20 protein-coding genes, 1 tRNA gene and 1 pseudogene are annotated in these 21,644 nt (G+C 53.6%); 13 read left to right on the top strand and 9 right to left on the bottom strand.

Annotation, left to right across the window (positions count from 1 at the left end; genetic code table 11):
- Positions 1–185: 185 nt before the first annotated feature.
- Positions 186–1,841: an HNH endonuclease signature motif containing protein gene (locus CSTAT_RS08830; RefSeq protein WP_075723136.1), complete on the bottom strand. Its 1,656-nt coding sequence runs from the start codon at positions 1,839–1,841 to the stop codon at positions 186–188.
- Positions 1,842–2,027: 186 nt separating this feature from the next.
- On the opposite strand from CSTAT_RS08830, the gene CSTAT_RS08825 reads away from it, so the two are divergent.
- The 4 genes from CSTAT_RS08825 to CSTAT_RS08810 all read left to right on the top strand — a co-directional run bounded on the left by CSTAT_RS08825 (position 2,028) and on the right by CSTAT_RS08810 (position 4,779).
- Complete coding sequence (locus tag CSTAT_RS08825) at positions 2,028–2,573, top strand: DUF501 domain-containing protein (protein ID WP_075723135.1); 546 nt, start codon at positions 2,028–2,030, stop codon at positions 2,571–2,573.
- A gap of 17 nt (positions 2,574–2,590) precedes the next feature.
- A complete protein-coding gene (locus tag CSTAT_RS08820; RefSeq protein ID WP_066795199.1) occupies positions 2,591–3,553 on the top strand; it encodes a Ppx/GppA phosphatase family protein in 963 nt (320 codons plus the stop codon).
- A gap of 96 nt (positions 3,554–3,649) precedes the next feature.
- Positions 3,650–3,722: transfer RNA gene (locus tag CSTAT_RS08815), tRNA-Leu, on the top strand.
- 247 nt (positions 3,723–3,969) lie between these two features.
- Positions 3,970–4,779, top strand: coding sequence for a Bax inhibitor-1/YccA family protein (locus CSTAT_RS08810; protein WP_066795160.1), 810 nt, complete (start codon positions 3,970–3,972; stop codon positions 4,777–4,779).
- A gap of 706 nt (positions 4,780–5,485) precedes the next feature.
- Here the strand turns inward: CSTAT_RS08810 and CSTAT_RS08805 are convergent.
- The 4 genes from CSTAT_RS08805 to CSTAT_RS08785 all read right to left on the bottom strand — a co-directional run bounded on the left by CSTAT_RS08805 (position 5,486) and on the right by CSTAT_RS08785 (position 8,970).
- Entirely contained in the window at positions 5,486–6,688 is a 1,203-nt protein-coding gene (locus tag CSTAT_RS08805; RefSeq protein ID WP_075722073.1) for an IS110 family RNA-guided transposase, read from the bottom strand.
- Positions 6,689–7,239: 551 nt separating this feature from the next.
- Entirely contained in the window at positions 7,240–7,689 is a 450-nt protein-coding gene (locus tag CSTAT_RS08795) for a hypothetical protein (RefSeq protein ID WP_066795157.1), read from the bottom strand.
- A 44-nt stretch (positions 7,690–7,733) separates the two neighbouring features.
- On the bottom strand, positions 7,734–8,252 hold the full coding sequence (gene greA, locus CSTAT_RS08790; RefSeq protein ID WP_066795154.1) for a transcription elongation factor GreA: 519 nt from the start codon (positions 8,250–8,252) through the stop codon (positions 7,734–7,736).
- A 223-nt stretch (positions 8,253–8,475) separates the two neighbouring features.
- A complete protein-coding gene (locus CSTAT_RS08785; protein ID WP_066795151.1) occupies positions 8,476–8,970 on the bottom strand; it encodes a DUF4307 domain-containing protein in 495 nt (164 codons plus the stop codon).
- A gap of 87 nt (positions 8,971–9,057) precedes the next feature.
- Here CSTAT_RS08785 and mca point away from each other — a divergent pair, with 87 nt between their 5' ends.
- From mca to CSTAT_RS08760, 5 genes are all read left to right on the top strand, one after another.
- On the top strand, positions 9,058–9,999 hold the full coding sequence (gene mca, locus CSTAT_RS08780) for a mycothiol conjugate amidase Mca (RefSeq protein ID WP_376783853.1): 942 nt from the start codon (positions 9,058–9,060) through the stop codon (positions 9,997–9,999).
- Positions 9,999–10,295 (top strand): hypothetical protein, encoded by a 297-nt coding sequence (locus CSTAT_RS08775; RefSeq protein WP_228385241.1) that lies wholly within the window; start codon positions 9,999–10,001, stop codon positions 10,293–10,295. The genes mca and CSTAT_RS08775 overlap by 1 nt, the downstream gene beginning before the upstream one ends.
- A 361-nt stretch (positions 10,296–10,656) precedes the next feature.
- Positions 10,657–11,739 carry a 3-deoxy-7-phosphoheptulonate synthase gene (locus CSTAT_RS08770; RefSeq protein ID WP_075723134.1) on the top strand — a complete coding sequence of 361 codons (1,083 nt, stop codon included), beginning with the start codon at positions 10,657–10,659 and terminating at the stop codon, positions 11,737–11,739.
- 9 nt (positions 11,740–11,748) lie between these two features.
- Positions 11,749–12,519: an isoprenyl transferase gene (locus CSTAT_RS08765; protein WP_066795147.1), complete on the top strand. Its 771-nt coding sequence runs from the start codon at positions 11,749–11,751 to the stop codon at positions 12,517–12,519.
- A gap of 15 nt (positions 12,520–12,534) precedes the next feature.
- Positions 12,535–13,056 carry an NADPH-dependent FMN reductase family protein gene (locus CSTAT_RS08760; RefSeq protein WP_075723133.1) on the top strand — a complete coding sequence of 174 codons (522 nt, stop codon included), beginning with the start codon at positions 12,535–12,537 and terminating at the stop codon, positions 13,054–13,056.
- On the opposite strand, the gene coaA is transcribed toward CSTAT_RS08760, so the two are convergent.
- Positions 13,053–13,979 carry a type I pantothenate kinase gene (coaA, locus tag CSTAT_RS08755; protein ID WP_066795142.1) on the bottom strand — a complete coding sequence of 309 codons (927 nt, stop codon included), beginning with the start codon at positions 13,977–13,979 and terminating at the stop codon, positions 13,053–13,055. The genes CSTAT_RS08760 and coaA overlap by 4 nt on opposite strands.
- A 175-nt stretch (positions 13,980–14,154) precedes the next feature.
- Between coaA and glyA the strand changes: the two genes are divergently transcribed.
- A complete protein-coding gene (gene glyA / locus CSTAT_RS08750) occupies positions 14,155–15,456 on the top strand; it encodes a serine hydroxymethyltransferase (RefSeq protein WP_066795134.1) in 1,302 nt (433 codons plus the stop codon).
- A gap of 294 nt (positions 15,457–15,750) precedes the next feature.
- On the opposite strand, the pseudogene CSTAT_RS13845 reads toward glyA, so the two are convergent.
- Positions 15,751–16,131, bottom strand: a pseudogene (locus tag CSTAT_RS13845) (DUF5997 family protein); the annotation flags it as partial.
- A gap of 29 nt (positions 16,132–16,160) precedes the next feature.
- On the opposite strand from CSTAT_RS13845, the gene CSTAT_RS08740 reads away from it, so the two are divergent.
- The 3 genes from CSTAT_RS08740 (at position 16,161) to CSTAT_RS08730 (ending at position 19,132) form a co-directional block, all read left to right on the top strand.
- Positions 16,161–16,865 (top strand): LysR family transcriptional regulator substrate-binding protein, encoded by a 705-nt coding sequence (locus CSTAT_RS08740; protein ID WP_075723132.1) that lies wholly within the window; start codon positions 16,161–16,163, stop codon positions 16,863–16,865.
- A 185-nt stretch (positions 16,866–17,050) separates the two neighbouring features.
- A complete protein-coding gene (locus tag CSTAT_RS08735; protein WP_066795127.1) occupies positions 17,051–18,454 on the top strand; it encodes a PhoH family protein in 1,404 nt (467 codons plus the stop codon).
- 81 nt (positions 18,455–18,535) lie between these two features.
- Positions 18,536–19,132 (top strand): GNAT family N-acetyltransferase, encoded by a 597-nt coding sequence (locus CSTAT_RS08730; RefSeq protein WP_075723131.1) that lies wholly within the window; start codon positions 18,536–18,538, stop codon positions 19,130–19,132.
- A 140-nt stretch (positions 19,133–19,272) separates the two neighbouring features.
- Here CSTAT_RS08730 and CSTAT_RS08725 read toward each other — a convergent pair whose 3' ends face one another.
- Complete coding sequence (locus CSTAT_RS08725; RefSeq protein ID WP_075723130.1) at positions 19,273–20,922, bottom strand: MDR family MFS transporter; 1,650 nt, start codon at positions 20,920–20,922, stop codon at positions 19,273–19,275.
- Complete coding sequence (locus CSTAT_RS08720) at positions 20,916–21,575, bottom strand: TetR/AcrR family transcriptional regulator (RefSeq protein ID WP_075723881.1); 660 nt, start codon at positions 21,573–21,575, stop codon at positions 20,916–20,918. The genes CSTAT_RS08725 and CSTAT_RS08720 overlap by 7 nt, the downstream gene beginning before the upstream one ends.
- Between the last annotated feature and the right edge of the window lie 69 nt (positions 21,576–21,644).

Below are 21,644 nucleotides of genomic sequence, written 5' to 3'. Positions count from 1 at the left end.
ATTCGTGCCAAACAGCAGCTCCCGACCAGCAGCAGCCAAGCAGTAGCCGCCAAAAAGGGCGCCCTCCGGAAGGCAAAAACTCCGGGGACAAACCTTCTGTGAGTCAGCAAGCTAGGAAGATCGGCAAAACAGGAAAGCGGAAGCCCGCTTTCCCTCGCCTTGAATGCGTTTAACTAACCAGGTACCTACGAAGCCCGTCTTACCGGCCCGCGCTTTGTATCAATATCGAACAATGCGCCCTCTGCCTCGCTCGCTGTCGGCGGCGGACCCTCGTCTGCTTCTTGGGTACCTCGCTGGGCAGCTCGCCGTCTAAACTGAGCCGCTGCAGATTCTTCCGCTGTTGCAGATTCGTTGAATATTAGGCCATCTTCGCCGGGCATTCGTTTACCCACCCGCCCGGTATAGGGATCCCGTTCCGAGTGCCCCATGCCATTGCGGAAGTCATGATTATCGTTGTTATCCACGTGGTGTCTTCTGCACAGCAGCGTGAGGTTCCGGATATCGGTTGCTCCTCCATGCTGCCATGCCACTAGGTGGTGAACATCGGTTTCTGCCATCGGTCTATTGCATCCCGGGGCTGAACAACAAAGTTCCGCGGCCAAAAGTGCGAGTTTCTGCGCAAATGATGCAGTTCTCTTTGTTCTTCCTAGTGCTAGCGGTTGGAAATCCTCTGGGTCGAGAATCGCCAGGTAGTCGCTGGCTCCTTGTGAGAGTCTCACCAAATCCCAGACGGTGAGTTTATGTCCTGTGTCAGTCATAAACTCTGATTCGGGGGAGAGGGCTTCAAGGTCATCTAGTGTCGCAGACACAACGATGGAACCAAGTCCAGACTTCGGGTCCTTGCCTTCAACGTACTGCGAGCATACTTCCATCAGTTGGTCGTGTCGGCGCTGCCCAAACGTACGGTTGTCCTCCTCCGGAGGAAGCTCTGGACCGCCGGGGCGCTGTGCAGGAAGGAGTACTTTAGCCAGCAAGGCTGCGCCGAGAGCATCGGTGCGGATCGATAACTGCACCGTTCCGTCGGCATCCGGCTCACTCATCCAGAGATTGCGTTTACGGGTGGCAGCAAAAGGGTCTTTCTTGCCATTAGGCATGTTTCCCGCGGCGTTCGCATTGGTGACCCGCTTGCGAAGCCACTTGCGTAAGTCTTCAGGGGACCGCTTCTTTGACTCTTCCATAGCCTTTGCGCGGAGCTCCTGAGGTCCTGGCTGGGCGTACTTGTTTAAATTGCGAAGCTCTTGCTCAATAATTTTGGCAATCTCTGCGCTCGCTGCCTCTTCAGCCATCTTTCGGCGTCGTTCTTCTTGGGCTTTGCGTTCACGCTCAGCGCGGCGTTCAGCTTCCTCTTTGGCCTTTTCGTGCTCACGTCGAGCTGCGTCCTCAGCCTCTTTCTTTTTGCGTTGCGCTTCCTCTTCCGCTTCTTGGCGTTGCCGCTCTTTTTCCTCTTCGCTTAAGCCTTCATCAGGTTCGGCAATTGGCTCTTGTTCAACGGGCTCCGGATCTGGAACTGGATCCGGGGTGATCTTGCCGTAAAGACTATTACCCGCAGTAAGACGCATGGCAGCTTCCGCGTGGGTAAGTCCGAGACACTTAGTGAGATAGTCAGTAGAGCGGGAAGAGCCCACGAGACGACCAGCGTCGTCTCGCTCAGCCATGAAAGCGAATGCTGCATCGAGCAAAGTCTTGCGGTGGAGTGATTCTTCAAAGCGTTCGAAATCCGTGTGAATCCTGTAGAAATCAACATCTTCGATGTGTTCAAATGCTGCACACAGCTTATCGACGCCTTCAATCACAAGATTTACGGCATCCTTTATGTTCGATGCGATTGTTGCATTCTTCATGGCTAGCCCCCTCTCCATTTTAAAGTGTTCTAAACTTCTGCTACCTATCTTAGCTCGCCCACACGCCTTCGCAACCCTTGTTATCGAACTGTTATTCGAACGTCGAAGTTTTGAATATGCACGCTAAAGTGTCCATTGAAAACCTTTTAGTTAGTTCCCAATTGAAGTACATGGAATAATGACGGCATGACCGTATCTGACGCAGATCTCTCCATTGTTACCGAACAGCTCGGCCGTGAACCCCGCGGTGTTGTTGATATTTCTTACCGCACGCCTGATGGCCAGCCGGCAGTGATTAAAACTGTTCCAAAATTGCCGGATGGAACACCTTTTCCAACGCTGTATTACTTGACCGACCCGCGCCTGACCGCTGAGGCCTCGCGCCTTGAAGTGGCTCACGTTATGAAGTGGATGGAAGCTCGTCTGGAAGAAGACGAGCAGTTGCAGGCAGACTACCGCAATGCGCATGAGCACTTTTTGAAAGAGCGCAACGCGATGGAAAATCTTGGCACTGATTTCTCCGGCGGCGGCATGCCAGACCGTGTGAAGTGCCTGCACGTCTTGATTGCCTATGCCTTGGCAGAGGGGCCAGAGCACTTCCGCTTTGGCACAGAGGCAGTGGCCATGGCTGCTGATCATGGTAAGCTTCGCGGGTCTGCCATCCCACAGGATTGGCCAACGACTAAGGAGCTAGGGATCGACCTGGACCAGTTTGATTTTTCTAACGCCTAAGGTGGGGAGCTTTTAAAATGACTCGTGTAGCAGCCATTGATTGTGGCACAAATTCTATCCGCCTACTTATCTCCGATGTGCGCCCCGGTGGCAGCGTTCGGGACGTCCACCGTTCAATGGAGATTGTTCGCCTTGGGCAAGGCGTAGATGCTCATGGCGAATTCCAGCCGGAGGCAATTGAGCGCACTCGCGTCGCTCTTGCAAAGTACGTGCAGCAGATGAAATTTGAGGGCGTTACACGTGTCCGCATGGTTGCTACTTCGGCGACTCGCGATGTGGGCAACGCCGAGGAATTCTTCAAAATGACTGAAGAGTTGCTGGGGGAAATCCAGCCCGGCGCGCGCGCAGAAGTTATTTCCGGGGAAGAAGAAGCATTGCTGTCTTTCCAAGGTGCGGTGCGGGATCTTTCCAAGGACCGCAGCCCATATTGCGTCATTGACCTCGGGGGCGGTTCGACAGAATTTATTGTGGGTAGCGCTGACGGTGAGATTATCGGTTCGCACTCAGCTCGCATGGGCTGCGTGCGCATCACTGAGCGCATGATGCCTTCGGATCCGCCGACGGAGACTGAGGTGGAGATTGCTTCGGACTACGTCGCAGAGCGCATGTCTGAGGTAGAAAAGATTGTTCCTATCAGTGAGGCTGTAACTTTTGTCGGTTGCGCAGGCACCTTTACCACGCTGTCTGCTTTGGCACAGGGCTTGGAAAGCTACGACGCTGAGCTCATCCACGGTTCGGAGCTGCGTTTCGATGCCCTCCGCGTCCTGACCAAGCAGCTCATCGCCGAGTCAGCAGAGACCCGTGCGCTAAATCCTGTTATTCACCCAGGCCGCGCTGATGTTATCGGTGGCGGTTCAGTAGCCGTGGAAGGTATCATGCAGATGATTGAGCGCAACAGCTCTGTGCGTTCGTTCTATATCAGCGAAAAGGACATTCTGGATGGTCTGACCGCCACAATTGTCGCGGAGATGTACTCTTAAAACAGCATTAAGGGACCCCGAGTTTCCTTTTCTTCAAAGTGTTTTATAAACTAAAGCAGTGCTTTCGGCGCGTAGCCTACGTGCTGCTTTATGCACGCCCCCATAGCCCAATGGCAGAGGCAGTTGACTTAAAATCAATCCAGTGTCGGTTCGAGTCCGACTGGGGGCACAATTGGCCAGGTTAGAGACTTTCTAGCCTGGCTTTTTCGCATTCGCTCGTCGATGCAGGCGGTGGGTATACGCCCACCGCCCAGGGCATACGTCCTACCAGGCAAAGCCAACGGCCCCTTATCTATCCGTGCGCGTAAATAAAGTGCGCGTAAATTTTGGTGACATGGGAACTTCTTGAGCGCTGTGTTCGTTGAACTCAATGAATAAGGAAGAAGATAATTTCTCTAGAAAGGATCGGGATTCCCTTGCGCTCTAGCAACCCGGTAATGAATTCGCTGTCTAATAACAGCACACGTGGACAGGCTGACTATGGCTACGGTCAACCTTATAACTCCGAGTATTCGGGTAAGGCGGCAAAAGCGACCCGACCAATGACCGTTGATGACGTAGTCACCAAGACTGGCATCACTTTGGCCGTCATTATTGCATTCGCAGTCGTGAACTTTGGGATTGCGGTTTATGTTAATCCAACCATCGCTATCGGGCTGACCGTTGTTGGCGGTATCGGTGGCTTTATCACCGTGCTGGTAGCAACCTTTGCTAAGAAGTGGGGCTCGGCGTCTGTCACCTTAATTTATGCAGCCTTAGAAGGACTGTTTGTCGGCGGCTTTTCTTTGCTGCTCTCCGGCTTCCTCGTTGGCAATGCGAATGCTGGCGCGCTTATCGGCCAAGCAATCTTGGGGACCATCGGCGTGTTCTTGGGCATGCTCTTTGTCTACAAGACTGGGGCAGTAAAGGTTACTCCACGCTTTAACAAGATTGTTACTGGTGCTATCTTTGGCGTTGCCTTTTTGGCCTTGGGTAACTTCCTCCTGGCCATCTTTACCGGTAACAGCCCACTGCGTGATGGTGGCATGCTGGCAATTGTCTTCTCCATCTTGTGCATTGGTCTCGCGGCGTTGTCATTCATGACGGATTTTGATGCTGCTGACAAGATGATTCGCCAGGGCGTTCCTTCGAATTATGCTTGGGGCGTAGCTCTTGGCCTGGCTGTCACCTTGGTTTGGCTCTACACCGAAATTTTGCGCTTGCTTAGCTACTTCCAGCAACGCTAGACCTTCTTCTCTCGCTTCGATGTTGAGGACATCAACATCACGCCCGCAGGCTTCAATTTGGATCCTGCGGGCTTTGTGTATTGTGGCCCAAGAAGCGTCTTTGGGTTTCGTGGGTAGCAACGGGGGAGAAGTAAGTGATGTGGTCTGTAGACGCCGGAGTTGGAAAACTAAAGTGGATAGTTCTTATATCCGCAGATTAAATGCTCCGGGAGGGAACGGATGTACTAGTAGTGCAACCCTAACCCGTTAGAGCTGCAATTATCGGCAGGATAAATATCCATACATGGCGAGACAAATTAAGACTTTTCCGGCCTTCTTGGTCCAGGGCGACTGATTAATGTTCTTTCCTCCCAGTGGATTCAATTCTGCTGGGAGTTATTGGGCTGTGGCTGCAAAGCTACAGCCTGGTAAAGGCAATCTGTTTCCCCGGTATAAGTCAATACGGTTGAGCACGTGACAGTTCGATATTTCACCTGGATGCACGGGTACCGGCCGTTCCCTTTGTCCGCTAACAGTGAAATTGCTTCAAGCGTTGCTAATGCTTGGAGCACGCAGATCGGGGGGGTGTTCCTATAGTCTTGTCAACCTCGCGGGTGGGGATTACAGGGGCAACTAGGGAGCCTTATTTTGCTTTCTTGGTGTTGTTTTCGGGCATAGGAAGTAGCCGATTGGGAAATCCCCATCGGCTTTGCGGGTGAAGGTGTCTTTAGGCGGCAGTGACCTCCGTCTGGGGCTCGCGGTAAAATTCGTTGTTTCTCATCATGGCGAATAAGACGTTGAGTCGTCGACGCGCTAGGGCGACGACAGCTGCGTTATGCCTTTTGCCTTCGCTGCGTTTTCGTTCGTAGAATTGTCGTGAACGCTCGTGGAATCTGATCGATGCAAAAGACGATTGCCATAGGGCGTTCTTTAATTTCTTGTTTCCAGCCCGATTTAACGAGTTGGACATAATTGATGTTCCGGACTGGTTCGTCTTAGGTGAAAGTCCCGCGTAGGACGCCAGATGACCCGCGGTAGGAAAATCGGACATATCTCCGACCGTCATCAGTATTTGCGCAGCTGACCTGGGGCCTATTCCTGGCATTGACAACAGGAGTTGTGTTTGGGGGATTTCTTCGATGAGTTCGATGACTTGGGCTTCGATTTCTTTACGATGCTCGAGTTTGAGTAAGGCATCTTTGGCAGACATTGCCACGCCTAGCTCTGCGTATTCAGCTCCTGCTATCTGGACTGACTGCCCGGCGATGGCTGTAAACATTGCGTCAGTAATAGGCTCCGGATTGCGTGCTCGGTGCTTGCGCGCGAACGTGTTGACTCGTGCCTTGCCTAGCCGCTTGATTTTGGTGGGACCGCCGTATTTGGCTAATAAGTGGAGTATCCATTTGCGGTGAATCATTTGTCCACGCAGTACGTGCTCAAATGCTGGATATGTGCCGACTAGTGCTGAACGGATCTGGTTGATAAGCCGTGTATAGGATCTGGCAAGGTCTTCGTCGATGCCGTTGAGTACCTTGAGCTGGATAAATGCTTCTTCGACTCGGTCGACGTTTCTTAGTGATTCTGGAAGATTCTTTCCGGCATAGGCAATGATGTAGGCATCACGGACGTCTGTCTTTGCATTACCGGCATGAATGCGTGATAGCTGGCGCATGGCTAGTCCGGGGAGATAGCGGACATCAATTCCGATGTCCTGAGCTACTGCCACGGTCAGACGACCGATATTATTCGGCTGATCCACGACGACCAGAGTCTTCGTTGCTTTTGTTGCATAGGCGCCAAAGAGTTTGCGAAGAGATTGCTCGTGTTGGTTGATGCGTTTGGATAGGGCCTGGTGGCCGCTGGAATCGAGGACGCAAGCGTGGTGGAAGTACTTGCCGACGTCCATGCCGATGACATAGTCGTATGTCATCTTTGAACCTCCTAGCGATAGAAAACGAATTTGGGTCATTTCATCGCTGGTGGTCGGACATACTTCACGCTGGCATCCACATTACTTTGAGACCTCACACCAGATTGTGCGGGTCAGGTTCCTATTAGCAGTTGGGAGTATGTCACTGCCTTTGGCGGCATCACCCCCCGGATCATTTTCAGACAGGGACAACAACAAGCCATACCAAAGCCAGCGACTAGTTCCATCTCCCCGAAAGGAAAGAAGGAACGGAACAAACACTACCTACCCCTGAAACAGGGACTAGGCTATGAATCTACGGTTCCCTCAAACGGAACTGCTAACAACGTAATGGGATTCTGTGTGAGAACAAAAGCTGGCCACACCTTTGTCAGGCAGACCAAAGGGAAGAAGCTTTTAGCTACAGCGTCGGTATCTTCCGTCCCACCGTATTGGCTTATCCGTCTAGCTAAGCGCATCATATAACAAAAGCGCCTTCCAACTATCCGCCGAATCTCCAAAGAGATGGGGCGGTAATGGAAGGCGCTATGTTCGTCGAAAAGCTATGAAAGCTATGGAGTGACGACTTCTCCATCAACCTCAATTTGGGTGAAAGCAAGGCCACTTTCGGTCTGCGTTGGCTGGGACAGGACGACTGCTACTTCGTCCTCACCACGGGTGCCGGTACCTTCAGCGGTCTCAGCTTCCCAAGACTCCCAGGTGATCTCAGTGATCATGTCGCTGTTGGTGGTGCAGTCCAAGCTGATCGAAGTTGGTTCGGTGACTGGTGCCGCAACACAATCAATGAACTGCGCCTGTTCGCCTGCAGCAGCCGCATCAGTAGCGGAAGGCTCTGCCGAAGTGGACTCAGCGCTCGAGGAAGGGGAGCTCTGGTTCTCAAAGGTCGAAGCATTGTCGATCTTGACATCAGAGTCGACCTCTCCTGGAGGGGAGCATGCAACGATAGCGAAAGCAGCGGCGGCAGTTAGGCCCAGGGCGGAGATACGGGAAAACTTCTTCATGGGAATCTTTCTCAAGTCAGGGTGAAGCTAGCAGGAAACAGCGATTAAGAGCTGCGTGGAGTCGCAGCCTTTGCGGAATCGTATGGGTTGGCAGAGATGATGGTGACTGAAAGGACCTTGCCGTTTGGTGCGGTGTACTCGCGAGTCTCTCCTTCTTGCGCGCCCAAGATAGCTGCGCCGAGAGGAGACTGCTCGGAGTAAGTCTCCAAGTCTTTGTTGTCGGAAGCTGCAGCACGCGTACCGATGAGGAAGGTTTCCTTATCGTCTTCGTCGCCGTTGTAGTAAACGTGAACAACGGAGCCGATAGCCGCAACGCCGTCCTGAATACCTTCGCGCTCAGTGGTGGCATTAGCCAAAACCTCGGAGATTTGCTTGATGCGGGCCTCTTCTTGGTCCTGCATCTCACGCGCAGCGTCGTAGCCAGCGTTCTCCTTGAGGTCGCCTTCTTCACGGCGCTCGTTAATCTCCGCTGCAACCTCAGGGCGACGGTCAATGAGCATCTGCAGCTCAGCCTCGAGCTTCGCCTTCGTCTCTGGAGTGATGTATTGCTTTTGGTCTGCCATACTTTCGACCTTCCTTGTCATAGCTTGTTTTATACCTAGAGTATATAGGCCGTGGCCCGTTGCCTTGGCATGTGGAATGCCTGAGAAAGCTTGCCGCATCACCTTGGCATAGAAATAGTCGGCCCCAAAATACTCCAATAATAATTATTAGGACCGAACTGCCAACTCAAGGATATTACTGGGCACGAATTTTAGCACAACCGCAGACCTTTCTTGGCCTCGGCTACTCGTAAATCGTGTGCTCGGTGTCCAAGTAGGGTGGCATCGTGCTTGAGCATCCGTACGCATCGCCAGCGACTGCCTGCGCAGTGATCGGAATTTCAACGAATGCCCGCACATTTTCGCGGCCATCAGCAGCTAAAGCGAATTCGCGACGGCCAACCTCAGCCTTAGAGAAGTCATATGCCTGGACGATGCAATATGCCGGTTCGTCCGGACGGTTGCGGGTGACATCAACCCAAACACCAAAGGTATCCTCATCAATCTCTTCATGGGAGATGTAGTGGATCTGCGCGTTAATCTGATCGCGGCTTTCAAAATACTTAAAGCCAAAGAAGATGCCGACGACGATAATCGCCACAAAAATGGCAACTACTGCCTTGCTGGTGAGGTCTCCGGACCGGACACGTCCATGATCTGTACGTTCGGAATATCTTGCGCCCCGATTGCGTTGTGTTACTTGGGAATTTTGATTGGGCTGACGTCCAGCAGTGCTCATAAACAGCTAGTCTAGCGTGCTTTCAGCAAATGCCGAATCATGCCCTAAGATAGGCAGATAGTTTAATCGTCGAGTGAATATAAGGAAATGATGAACGCTTTGAATACTGGGCGCATTTTAGCCATTCACGCACATCCGGATGATGAATCTTCCAAGGGTGCGGCGACAACGGCAAAGTATGCGGCCGAAGGCCACGAGGTGCTGGTATTAACCTGCACCGGTGGCGAGCGCGGCGACATCATCAACCCGGCGATGGATAAGCCTGGCGTGAAAGAAAACATGACCAATATCCGTCATGAAGAAATGGCCAAAGCTGCTCGCGCGCTGGGCGTACAGCACGAGTGGCTGGGCTATATTGACTCCGGTTTGCCGCAGGAATTAGCTAAACAAAATAAGGCTAAAGATCCTGATGTAGTGCGCCAATTCGTGCCGGAAGATTGCTTTGCGCAAGCTCCTGATGACGAAGTCGCGGACAAGTTCATTCAGGTTATTCGCGAATTTCAGCCGCACGTAATCATTACTTATGACGAAAATGGTGGCTACCCGCACCCAGATCACTTAATGGTGCACCGCGCCAGCATGATTGCCTGGGAAAAGGCCGGAGACGCTGGCTACAAGCCCGAGCTCGGCGAAGCGTGGACTCCACTGAAGCTGTATTACTCGCATGGCTTTGTTTATCAGCGCATGGAGCTATTCCACAACGAACTGTTAGAGCAGGGGCGCACCAGCCCGTATACGCCAATGATGGCGCGTTGGGACGCATCCTTTGGCGATATCATGTCGCGCGTTACCACTCAGATCGAGTGCGCTGATTATTTCCAGAACCGTGAAGATGCCCTGCGCGCACATGCTACGCAGATTGATCCGGCAGGTGCGTTCTTAGCCACCTCGGTAGCTACGCAGGCACGTTTGTGGCCGACGGAAGAATTTGAATTGGCGCAGACTCGGGTATCAACTTCCTTGCCAGAAAACGACATGCTGGCTGGTGTACCGGGGATTGACAAATCGCTGGGAGAGGCGAATAACTAATGACTTATTTAATGCACAATATTACCGCTGACGTGTTGTACTTCGCGCAGGGGAGCCAAGACGGTCCAGTCGGCCCGGAGTTCGGTAAGTCCTCGCCCATCGGCTTGTTGGTGCTGGTTCTGTTACTCATCGCTGTGTTGATGGCAGGCTGGTTCTTCCACCGCCGTCACTCACGCTTCCGCCGCCGCACCCTGTTCGCCGAAGCCCATGGCATCGATCCTTTCGACCAAGAAGCTTTGGATCAGGCGATGAAAGAAGCGGGTCTGTACGACTACCGCAAGAAATCCAAGTTCTAGCGAAATCCTTGAAAGAATTTCGGTCGTAGATTTTGGGCGTAGATTTAGAGCGTGACGTGCGAGTTGTGCAAAACTCGCACGTTCGTCAAGAAAGTGTGCTAGAGTTTCGCTCATGTTCGTTAACCGATTTTATTATGACAAGGCTCCGGGGCTATCCGGCGTCTTGTTGTTGTCGTGCTAACGCAAAGTAGCGCCACACACTAACGAACGCCAACGCACTTTCCACCCCGGAGCCAAGCAGCCTTTTAGATGAAGAGCTGCTTTTTATTTTGCCTCGGGGTGAGGACAAAGCAATTGATAACTTCCCTCGCAGGCAAATGGCACCACATCCAATTATTTAGCCATAAGGAAGTTTCATCCCATGTCGCAGCCAGTCTCTTTACAAACCCCGGCCTCAACCTCCAACCGTCGCGTTAAGGCTTTTCACCACTTGCCAAGTCCGGCTGAACTTCAAGCAGAGTCGCCGCTGAGTGAAAAGCAAGCGGCGAAGGTAGAACAAGACCGCCAAGAGATTGCCGAGATTTTCGACGGTGAAGATGATCGCCTCGTTGTCGTAGTCGGCCCGTGCTCCATTCACGACCCAGTCGCAGCTCTTGATTACGCCAACCGCTTGTCGCCGTTGGCTCGCGCGCTGGATGAGGATCTGAAGATTGTTATGCGCGTGTACTTTGAAAAGCCACGCACCACCGTGGGCTGGAAGGGGCTAATCAATGACCCACATCTTGACCAGTCCTTCGACATTCCTTCTGGCCTGCGCACCGCGCGCAAGGTGCTGACAGATATCGTCAACTTAGACTTGCCCGCAGCCTGCGAATTCTTGGAACCAAACTCCCCGCAGTACTACGCAGATGCCGTGGCCTGGGGCGCGATTGGTGCTCGCACCACTGAATCCCAGGTGCATCGACAGCTAGCGTCTGGAATGTCCATGCCGATTGGCTTCAAAAATGGCACGGATGGCAACGTCGATGTTGCAATCCACGCGGCATCGTCGGCAGCAGCACCGCACTTCTTCTTTGGCACCTCTGACGACGGTCAACCGTCGGTGGTAGAAACTGCCGGTAACCCGCACTGCCACATCATTTTACGCGGCGGATCGCACGGGCCGAACTGGGATGAGCAATCGGTTGCCGAAGTAACTGAGAAGTTGGGCAAAGATGCACGCTTGATGATTGATGCCTCCCATGCGAATTCGGGCAAGGATCATGTGCGCCAGGTGGAGGTGGCACGGGGCATCGCTAAGCAAATTGCTTCTGGCAATGAAAACATCGCCGGCATCATGATGGAATCCTTCCTGGAAGGTGGCGCGCAATCGCTCGATAAATTGGGCATTGACGGCCTGAAATACGGCCAATCCATCACCGATGCCTGCATGGATATCGATGACACCGTGGAGCTTTTGGCCGAGTTGGCGGCTGCGGTTCGTGCCCGCCGTGCAACACGATAGAATGCAGGTGTGAAACTTCTTCCCGCATTGCTGTACCCAGCTTATGAAGCCCGTCTGATTTCTGAGCTTAAAGGTAAGCCCCAGCCTAAACACGTCGCTGTGATGGCTGATGGCAACCGCCGCTGGGCACGCGAAGCGGGCTTTGAAGATATCAGCCACGGGCACCGTCAAGGCGCGAAGAAGATTAGCGAAATGGTGTCCTGGTGCGCTGATACTGAAGTCGAAGTAGTGACCATCTACCTGCTCTCGACTGAAAACCTGAAGCGCTCTGCAGATGAAGTCAACCTGTTATTCGACATCATCACTGAAGTTGTCGACCACCTAAGCCACGGCGATCTGAATTGCCAAGTTCGGCTCGTGGGCCACCTGGATTTGTTACCTGACGAAGTCTCGCAGAAGATGTCCTCTGCTGCGGCAGACACAGAGGGCAATGATGGGATTATCGTCAACATCGCCGTTGGTTACGGCGGACGCCAAGAAATCGTTGACGCGGTGCAAGCGATGCTGAAAAAAGAAGTCGACGCAGGCGCGACGCCAGGAGAACTGGTTGAGTGCATCACCGTGGACTCAATTTCCAAGCACCTGTACACCAAAGGACTGCCTGACCCAGACTTGGTTATCCGCACCTCTGGTGAGCAGCGGCTTTCGGGATTTTTGCTGTGGCAGGCTGCCTATTCGGAGATTTGGTTTACTGATACCTACTGGCCCGCGTTTCGCCGGATCGACTTCTTGCGCGCCTTGCGGGATTATTCGCAGCGCTCCCGCCGGTTTGGTAAATAGTGAGGGGAGCCACCGATGGTTCAGGTGTTGTATCAACCCCAGTATGGTTCCAGCAAGCTATATGCTGAGGCTTTCGCTGCGCTTCTCGATGTCGCCCCTGCCACCTGGGATGACTCACTTGCTTTGCAGACTGAATTGGAAGCAGGTGAGGGGCCAGTGGTGGTCTTTTCCTACATCCATGGCCCGCGTGTGCCCGGGGCGGAAGCAGCGCTTGCCGCGCACAAAGCTGGACGCCCTACAGCAATCTGTTGCGTGGGAATGACTCTTATTCAAAAAGCCCGCAAGGATGATAGCTTGGCCGCTCAAGTCGGTGATGACATCGTGCGCTTTTATCTGCCTGGGCGGTTGAACTATTCTGAGCTATCCTCCGCGCACATGAGGGTGATGAGGGGCATTATTCAAGCCTTAAAGCTCAAACCCCGTGCTCTGCGCAGTGACAATGACCAGTCCATGATTGATTCATTCAAAAAGGACATCGACCGCGTGGATTTGAATGAGCTTGAACCGGTCGTCGCTTGGGCGAAAGGTGAAAGCTAAAGCTTGCGCATGCGGACTTTTTCCACCGTGTGATCCTCGCCTTTGCGTAGCACCAATGATGCGCGCACGCGGGTAGGAAGAATATTCTCTACCAGATTCGGCAAGTTGATTGATTGCCAAATTTCGCGGGCCTGATTAAAAGCCTGTTCATCATTCATATCGGCATAAGCGGCAAAGTGTGCGCCGGGCTCACGGAAGGCAGTATGGCGCAAGCCGAGGAAGCGGTTGATGTACCACTTTTCGATGGTTTCCACCCGCGCATCCACATACACCGAGAAATCAAAGAGATCTGAAATCATCAGCGTTGGCCCGGTTTGTAAAACGTTGAGGCCTTCGAGGATTAAAATATCGGGCTGGTGAACCATCTGGTACTCATTGGGCACAATGTCATAAGACACGTGTGAGTACAGGGGAGCGCGGACGACTTCTTTTCCTGATTTAACGTCGGTGACAAAGCGCATTAACGCGCGGCGGTCATAAGATTCTGGGAAGCCTTTGCGCGACATCAAACCGCGCTCTTGCAAGATCCGGGTGGGGTATAAGAATCCGTCGGTCGTGACCAAGTCGACCTTCGGGTGAGTGTCCCAGCGCTCTAGTAGAACTTGCAGCAAACGTGCTGTCGTGGATTTTCCTACCGCGACAGAACCTGCGACACCGATGACAAAAGGCACGTGGCTGGGCGGGTTTCCCAGGAATTGTTCTGTTGCCTGAGTTAGTGCTTGCCGCGCTGCGACCTGCATGTGGATGAGACGGGAAAGCGGAAGATAGACATCAGCCACCTCTTCGAGGTTGATGTTTTCACCAATGCCCGCGAGCTTCTTCACTTCGGATTCAGTCAATACCTGCGGCATGGACTTACGCAGTCCACGCCAGGTATCGCGGTCGAAATCAAGGTAGGGGCTTAAATCGGAGTTCCGCGCCATGGGCTCTATTGTGTCACTACAGCAGGTTACGAAGAAATTAACCCGGAATTAACCGGTCGTAGGGCAGGGCGGAAGTTATTTTAATCGCGCTAAGTTCTTTAAACTAGCCCAACCTTAGCTATCATGTGTGATGTATTGCTTCATCCCCACTTCGACGAAGGGAATATATAGTCACATGACTACCCAGAATTCTTCCGATGCTCAGTACCAGGAAATGCGTGACTTAGACCCAGAGGTCTATGCAGCAATTAACGGTGAAATTGCTCGTCAGCGCGATACCCTGGAGATGATTGCGTCGGAGAACTTTGTTCCTCGTGCAGTCTTGCAGGCACAGGGTTCCGTCCTTACCAACAAGTACGCAGAGGGCTACCCAGGTCGCCGCTACTACGGTGGATGTGAGCACGTCGATATCGTCGAAGATCTGGCGCGTGACCGCGCTAAGGCTCTGTTCGGCGCTGAGTTTGCCAACGTACAGCCACACTCCGGTGCACAGGCAAACGCTGCCGTCCTTGCTTCTCTTATCAACCCAGGCGATAAGATCTTGGGCCTTTCTTTGGCTCACGGTGGTCACCTGACCCACGGCATGAAGCTGAACTTCTCCGGCAAGCTCTACGAAGTAGCTGCCTACGAAGTCGATGCAGAAACCAACCGTATCGACATGGACAAGCTGCGTGAGCAGGCTATTGCAGAAAAGCCACAGGTCATCATCGCTGGCTGGTCTGCATACCCACGCACTCTGGATTTTGAAGCATACCGTTCCATCGCGGATGAAGTGGGGGCTTACCTGTGGACCGATATGGCACACTTTGCTGGTCTCGTTGCCGCTGATCTGTACCCAAATCCAGTTCCACACTCTGATATTGTTTCCACCACCGTGCACAAGACCCTGGGCGGTCCTCGCTCCGGCATGATCCTGGCTAAGCAGGACTACGCTAAGAAGCTCAACTCTGCAGTCTTCCCAGGCCAGCAGGGTGGCCCTTTGATGCATGTGGTTGCAGCGAAGGCAATTGCCATGAAGGTTGCTGCTTCCGAAGAATTCCGTGACCGTCAGGTCCGTACTCTGGAAGGCGCGAAGATTCTTGCTGAGCGCTTGACCACTCCTGAGGCAAAGGCAGCAGGCGTTGACGTTCTCACTGGCGGCACCGACGTGCACTTGGTTCTTGCGGACCTGCGCAATTCTGAGATGGATGGCCAGCAGGCAGAAGACCTCCTGCACGAGGTCGGCATCACCGTTAACCGCAACGCGGTTCCAAACGATCCACGTCCACCAATGGTGACCTCTGGTCTGCGTATCGGTACTTCCGCTCTGGCTACCCGCGGCCTGGATGCAGAAGCATTCACCGAGGTGGCAGACATCATCGGCACCGCGCTTACCGATGGCAAGAACGCCGATACCCAGAAGCTGCGCGCACGCGTGGACAAGCTTGCTGAGCAGTTCCCACTCTACGAGGGCTTGGAAGACTGGAAGATCGTCTAAACCAGACCGTCGACAGCTCTAAACAGTAAAAGGTCAGACCCCGGAAATTCCAGGGTCTGACCTTTTCTTAATTGTGCGTGGCACAAAGTGCCTCACCAAGGAAAGCGTTCTAGCGCAGCGCAGTTACTGCTTATCCGCATCCTCTGAATCTTCAGCGTCATCGGAAGCTTCTTCGATAGCAGCTTCGCTTTCCGCTAGGGACTTCTCCACGGATTCGACGAAGTCTTCTTCCTCGGCAGGAGCGGTTGCTTCGGCATCCTGACTCTTGGTGGCGTTACCATCGGCAGACTGCCCTTCGGTGCGCGCTTCTGCATGAGCGGTGCGTGCCGCGCGCAGCCAATCCGGCTGGTTTTCTAAAAGCTCCTTGATTTCTGCGGCATCAAGTGGCTTGTCCATGTCGTTTTTCTTCAGAGCAGTAACTGAAATTCCCAGTTTCTGCGCAACAACCGGACGAGGGTACGGGCCGGTGCGGCGTAGCTCAGTGAGCCACTCCGGGGGATTGGTGTGCAAATCGCGCAGCTCCGCGTGCGTAATTGCCCGTTCCTGGAACTCCGAAGGAGCAGCAGGAAGATAGATGCCGAGCTTTTTCGCCGCAGTCTGCGGGCGCATAGCGGTACCAGATGGTTGCAAATTGTTGTCGTTCACGATTTCTACGGTAGCACCAAGTTCGACCATGGGAAACATCCCCGATTAAGCTAGCTGTCATGTTGCGATTGAGCTTTGCCACCGGCACCGAACCAGGGAAATGGTTCGAGCGTTTCCGCCGCGCCACCGATCACGGGGGCCTGGAAACCATCGATGCTGACGATGCCTTGGGCCCGCTGCTATCAGGTGATGTCGATGTGGCATTGGCGAGGTTGCCGCAAGGGGGCATCGACAAGCGAATTAGCGAAGACACCACCCATATCGTGCGGCTTTATACCGAGGCCCGCGGAGTAGCGGTACCGAAAGATTCCGTGTTTGCTGAGCTAGGGGAGGCGGTTGACCCGCGCGATATTGCTGATGAATACCTGAACTATCGCATTGGCCCCGATGCATCCCTCGACATCGATGAAATCCGCGCTGGCCTGCAGGTAGTTGCTGCCAATGTGGGCATCGTCATCGCGCCGCGGCCACTGCTGAAGGTGCTATCGAAGAAACAAGTTGTGCCTTTGGAACTGAAAGACCCGCAGGTACCGCAAACCGAAATTGCTCTGGTGTGGCTGAAAGAAAATGATTCTGAGGCCATTCAGGACTTCGTCGGAATTGCCAAAGGCCGCACGCTGAATTCCTCACGGCATGGAGCGCCGAAGAAAACGGCGCGCGAAAAAGCTAAAGCCAAGCAAGTGCGACGGAGTGCAAGAGCCAAAACGGGCGCCAAGAAGTCTCCCAACCGCAGTTCACAACCGCGGAAAGGACGCCGCGGCTAAGCACGGTTAGCCACTGAGAATATGGTTTACGCAAAGTTCATCTTGCAACCGTGTAATTTTAATCTCTCATGCTTATGGTGGGCTCTAACCGGAGAAGCTCGCAAGAACTTGTTTGCGGGCGGAGGTAGAAGAGCACTTGCTCTAAACACTGACACCGCCAAGCGAAAAGGGAGACCCCTGCAGGCATGTTTGATTCAAACGTCACAACCTGTTCACCGCACAATCCAGCTCGAGAAACGAATTCCTATGATTCGGTAGCGCACCTAGATTCAGCTAAGAAGACCAAAACCTATGTTCTTGATACCTCTGTGTTGCTGTCGGATCCGTGGGCACTGAAGAAATTCGCAGAACACGACGTGGTTCTGCCCGTTGTTGTTATCTCGGAGTTGGAAGGAAAACGTCATCACCCGGAGCTTGGCTGGTTCGCCCGCCAAGCTCTTCGTCTTTTAGAAAGCCTGCGCTCCAAGCACGGCTTTCTGGACCAGCCTGTGCCTGCGAATGAGGACGGGGGCATGCTGCACGTGGAACTCAACCACCAGGACCAGTCCCTGCTGCCGTTGGCTTTTCGCGGTACCGAGGGCGACCACCGCATCTTGGCGTGTGCCTTAAACCTCGCTCACGAAGGTCGCGATACCGTGCTGGTGACAAAAGACGTGCCGCTGCGCGTCAAAGCCGGCGCCGTCGGTCTTGAGGCCGATGAGTACCACGCGCAAGACGTCGTGCTTACCGGCTACACCGGCATGGCCAATGTGCACGTCTCTCCTGATGTCATTGATGACCTCTTTAGCGATGGGGAAGTCGTTATCGATGATCTCGTCACTGATGAGGGCTTGCTTGTCGATGAACTCCCGGTGCACTGCGGTTTGAGCCTGCAAGCGAATCAACAGTCCGCGCTGGGGCGGGTCATGGCTGACGGCACGGTGAAGCTCGTGCGCGGTGATATGAACGCTTTCGGGCTCCAGGGCCGCTCTGCTGAGCAGCGCATTGCGCTCGACCTTCTCTCGGACCCATCGGTGGGCATTGTTTCTATTGGTGGCCGCGCCGGCACCGGCAAATCTGCTTTGGCTTTGTGCGCCGGGCTGGAAGCCGTGCTGGAGCGTCAAGAACACCGTAAGATTGTGGTCTTTCGCCCAATGTATGCGGTCGGCGGCCAATCCTTAGGCTATCTGCCAGGCTCCGAATCAGAGAAGATGAACCCCTGGGCACAGGCCGTCTATGACACTCTCGAAGGCCTGGTTTCCGACAATGTCATTGAAGAAATCCACGACCGCGGACTGTTGGAAGTACTACCCCTAACCCATATTCGAGGGCGTTCGTTGCATGACAGCTTCGTCATCGTCGATGAAGCCCAGTCTTTGGAACGCAACGTGCTGCTTACCGTACTCTCGCGCCTCGGTCGCGGGTCGCGGATTGTGTTGACGCACGATGTCGCGCAGCGCGATAATCTGCGGGTGGGGCGTCATGATGGGGTGCAGGCGGTCATCGAAAAGCTGAAAGACCGCAGCCTCTTTGCACACATTACTTTGCAACGCTCCGAACGTTCAGCAATCGCCGAATTAGTCACAGATCTACTGGAAAGTGACAACTAGCGGCGCAGTGCTGCTTGTGAGTTTAAGCGAATTCCAGTGGCCCACGTGGCGTTAATCGGTACCTATCCGGATAATGGGAGCATGACAAAGTCGAACTTCGCAATTCGCGCTTTCCGGGCAGAAGACTACCCGCAGATCCAGGACATCTATGAGCAGGGGCTTGTAACAGGTAATGCGTCTTATGAGCACCGACCTTTGACTCTGGAAGAGTTTATCGACGGCAAAAATATGGACACCGTATTTGTTGCGGTGGAACTGCACGACGAATCCAAGGTTATCGGCTGGGTTTCTGGCGCTCCTATTTCCCAGCGCCCAGTTCTTGCCGGTGTATTGGAAGATTCCATCTACGTTGACCCCGAGGCCCACGGCCGGAGAATCGCCAGCGGATTGTTGGATAAGTTCATCGAGGTCTGCCAAGAGCTAGGCATGTGGGCCATTCATTCCTGGATCTTCCCTGAAAACGAAGGTTCTGTGAAGCTGCACGTTTCTCGCGGTTTCGAGGAAGTAGGCACCTACAAGCACTTGGCCAAGATGACCTACGGACCGCGTGCGGGTGAATGGCGCGATACCGTCGTCTATCAAAAGCTGCTTCCAAAGCCTGAGAAGGTCACCGCTGAAGAAGAGTTTGAAGCCACCGCCTCAGAGCGCATCAAAGCCCAACGCCCACTTCAAGCATAAGAATGAGCATCTAGACCGACGCAAAAACGCCAAATGCTCTGCAAGAAACTGAGTCAATCAGAATCTTGCAGAGCGTTTATTTCTTTGCGGCTGTCCTACCGGAACCACTCACGTAAGAAATTTCCCTTGGAGAAAATTTCTTATTCGATGGTTTCCTTCAAGCGCTCTTGGCGCAGTGGGAACAAAATCAGCATTGCAACAATGGCCAGTGGCACCATCATGCCAATCACGGGGGTCAGACCGTCATTGTAGGAATTTAAGATAGCGTCACGGAGGACATCGGGAAGCTCTGCGACTGCGTGCGGAGTCAAGGAGTTGGCGGCATCTGCACCTTGGAACTGCTGCGAAATAGCGGCGCCTTCCTTGCCTAACGATGCAAGGGCATTAGGCAAACGGGTAGCCATCTCATTCTGCATATTGTGAATGAACATCGAACCCACGATGGAAGCACCCAATGCCGAACCAATCTGGCGGAAGAAGTTATTAGCCGCCGTGGCAGTACCGACCTGCGATACAGGGAAGGAGTTTTGAACAATCAGCACCAGTACCTGCATGACAAAGCCCAAGCCGACACCGAATACAAGGAAGCGAACTCCGATACCGGTCAATGAAGTCTCAACGGTCATCTGGGACATCCACCACAAAGCAAACGCCGTGATGGCCAGGCCCGCGATGGGGTAGTACTTGTAGTTGCCGGTCTTAGCGATGATGAAGCCAACACCAGTGGAGACACCGATCATGCCGACCATCATCGGGATCATCATCAAGCCTGCTTCAGTTGGCGTCAGGGTGTGCACCATCTGCAGGTAGGTTGGCATGTAGCCGAGCACGCCCATCATGGCCAGACCCAAAACAGTACCGGCGAGGGTGGTCAAAACCATGTTGCGGTTCTTAAATAGCTGAACCGGGATCAGCGGCTGGGATGCACGCGACTCAATGAACACGGTGAGCAGCGCGCCGACGATGACTACGGCAGCCATGGACAAAATAGTTGGGGAAGTCCACTCGTATTCGCTTCCGCCCCAAGTGGTGAGCAGAATCAGGGTGCTGGTCGTGATTGCGATGGCCGCAAAACCCATCCAGTCAAAGCCCTTAAAGCCTTGCTCGCCCACGCGCAGCTTCAGTACGAAAGCGCAGACAATAATTGCCAGCAGACCCAGTGGAATGTTGATCCACAGGCCCCAACGCCAACCGGGACCATCGGTGAACCAGCCACCGAGAACTGGACCCAGTACGGAGGAGACGCCAAAGACGCCGCCCATAATACCCATGAACTTGCCGCGCTCACGTGCGGAGACAACCTCAGCCACAATCGACTGCGAGGAAATCATCATGATGCCGGCACCGAAGCCCTGGATTGCACGTCCGGTGATCAGCATGCCCATGCCATTGGCAAAGCCACCGAGCGTCGAGCCAATAACGAAAATGGAGATACCTGAGATGTAGACCCACTTGCGGCCCATGCGGTCACCGAGCTGACCGGCTAGTGGCATAGCAATGGTCATGGTGACCATAAATGCTGAAATTACCCAGCTCATCTGGTCCACGCCGCCGAGCTCGCCGACGATGGTTGGCAGAGCGGAACCGAAAATCATCTGCCCCAAAGAGCTCATCAGCATGGTGAGCATCAAGGCAGCGAAGATAATGCCGACGTTATCCGCGGTCTTTTTACCGTGGTTTGGGTCGATTGCTGAAGGCGTTGCCATTTCAGCATTGGCCACTGGGAATTCTTCCGCAGTGTGAGCACTGGCGTGGCCGGCCGTGCTTGGGGTGGAGTTTTTAGCTACCATTCCAGTCCTTTCGTGTAATTCTTTATCAATTCCATCGCGCGATAGATGCGGTCACCCACTGGCAGTGCACAATCACGATCGGGTCGTGAGATAGCCATCCAGGTGGCTTCGCGAATGAATCCGCTCAGCAGCATCGCCTCTGTTTCCGGATCCAATTCCGGGGCGCGTTGTTCTTCAGGATGTTCCCGAAGACGTTGGGCAATTAGCTCCATGGTTTCCCGTGAGCGTTCCTTGCGAAACGCCATTGCGCGGACCGCGACATCCGGATCCGCAAAGATTCGCTGACGACGGTCGTGAATCGCTTGACTCTGGTGAGAAGACTCCAAGTGTTGTTTGATCTGCTCAACCATCAGCTGCAGGAGATTGCTGGCGTCAGCATTCAAGAAGTCATTGCGTTGCTTTTCCGTCAACGGTTCCGAGGACGCGCCAATAACGGCGCTTTCTTTCGTGCTGAAATAATTAAAAAAGGTGCGTCGGGAAATCCCGGAGGCTTCGCAAATTTCTTCAATTGTTACTTTGTCAAAGCTCGATTCATCAACCAACCGTGTCGCGGCGTCTTCGATGCGATGCTTGGTTGCCAATCGCTTCTGCTCCCTTAACCCGAGGTCACTGCCAGGGAGGGAGTCTTCTTCATTGTCATTAACTTCTTGCACAGCATGCAATGTTACACCCCGTGCAAGTTTGCACCAAGTGCAAGTTGTGTGAAATTATGTATCTCGATC

It is taken from the genome of Corynebacterium stationis (genome assembly GCF_001941345.1).
GTDB classification, from domain to species: Bacteria; Actinomycetota; Actinomycetes; order Mycobacteriales; family Mycobacteriaceae; genus Corynebacterium; species Corynebacterium stationis.
Note: the sequence above shows the minus strand (reverse complement) of the source record. Positions and strands in the feature narration are given on the sequence as shown.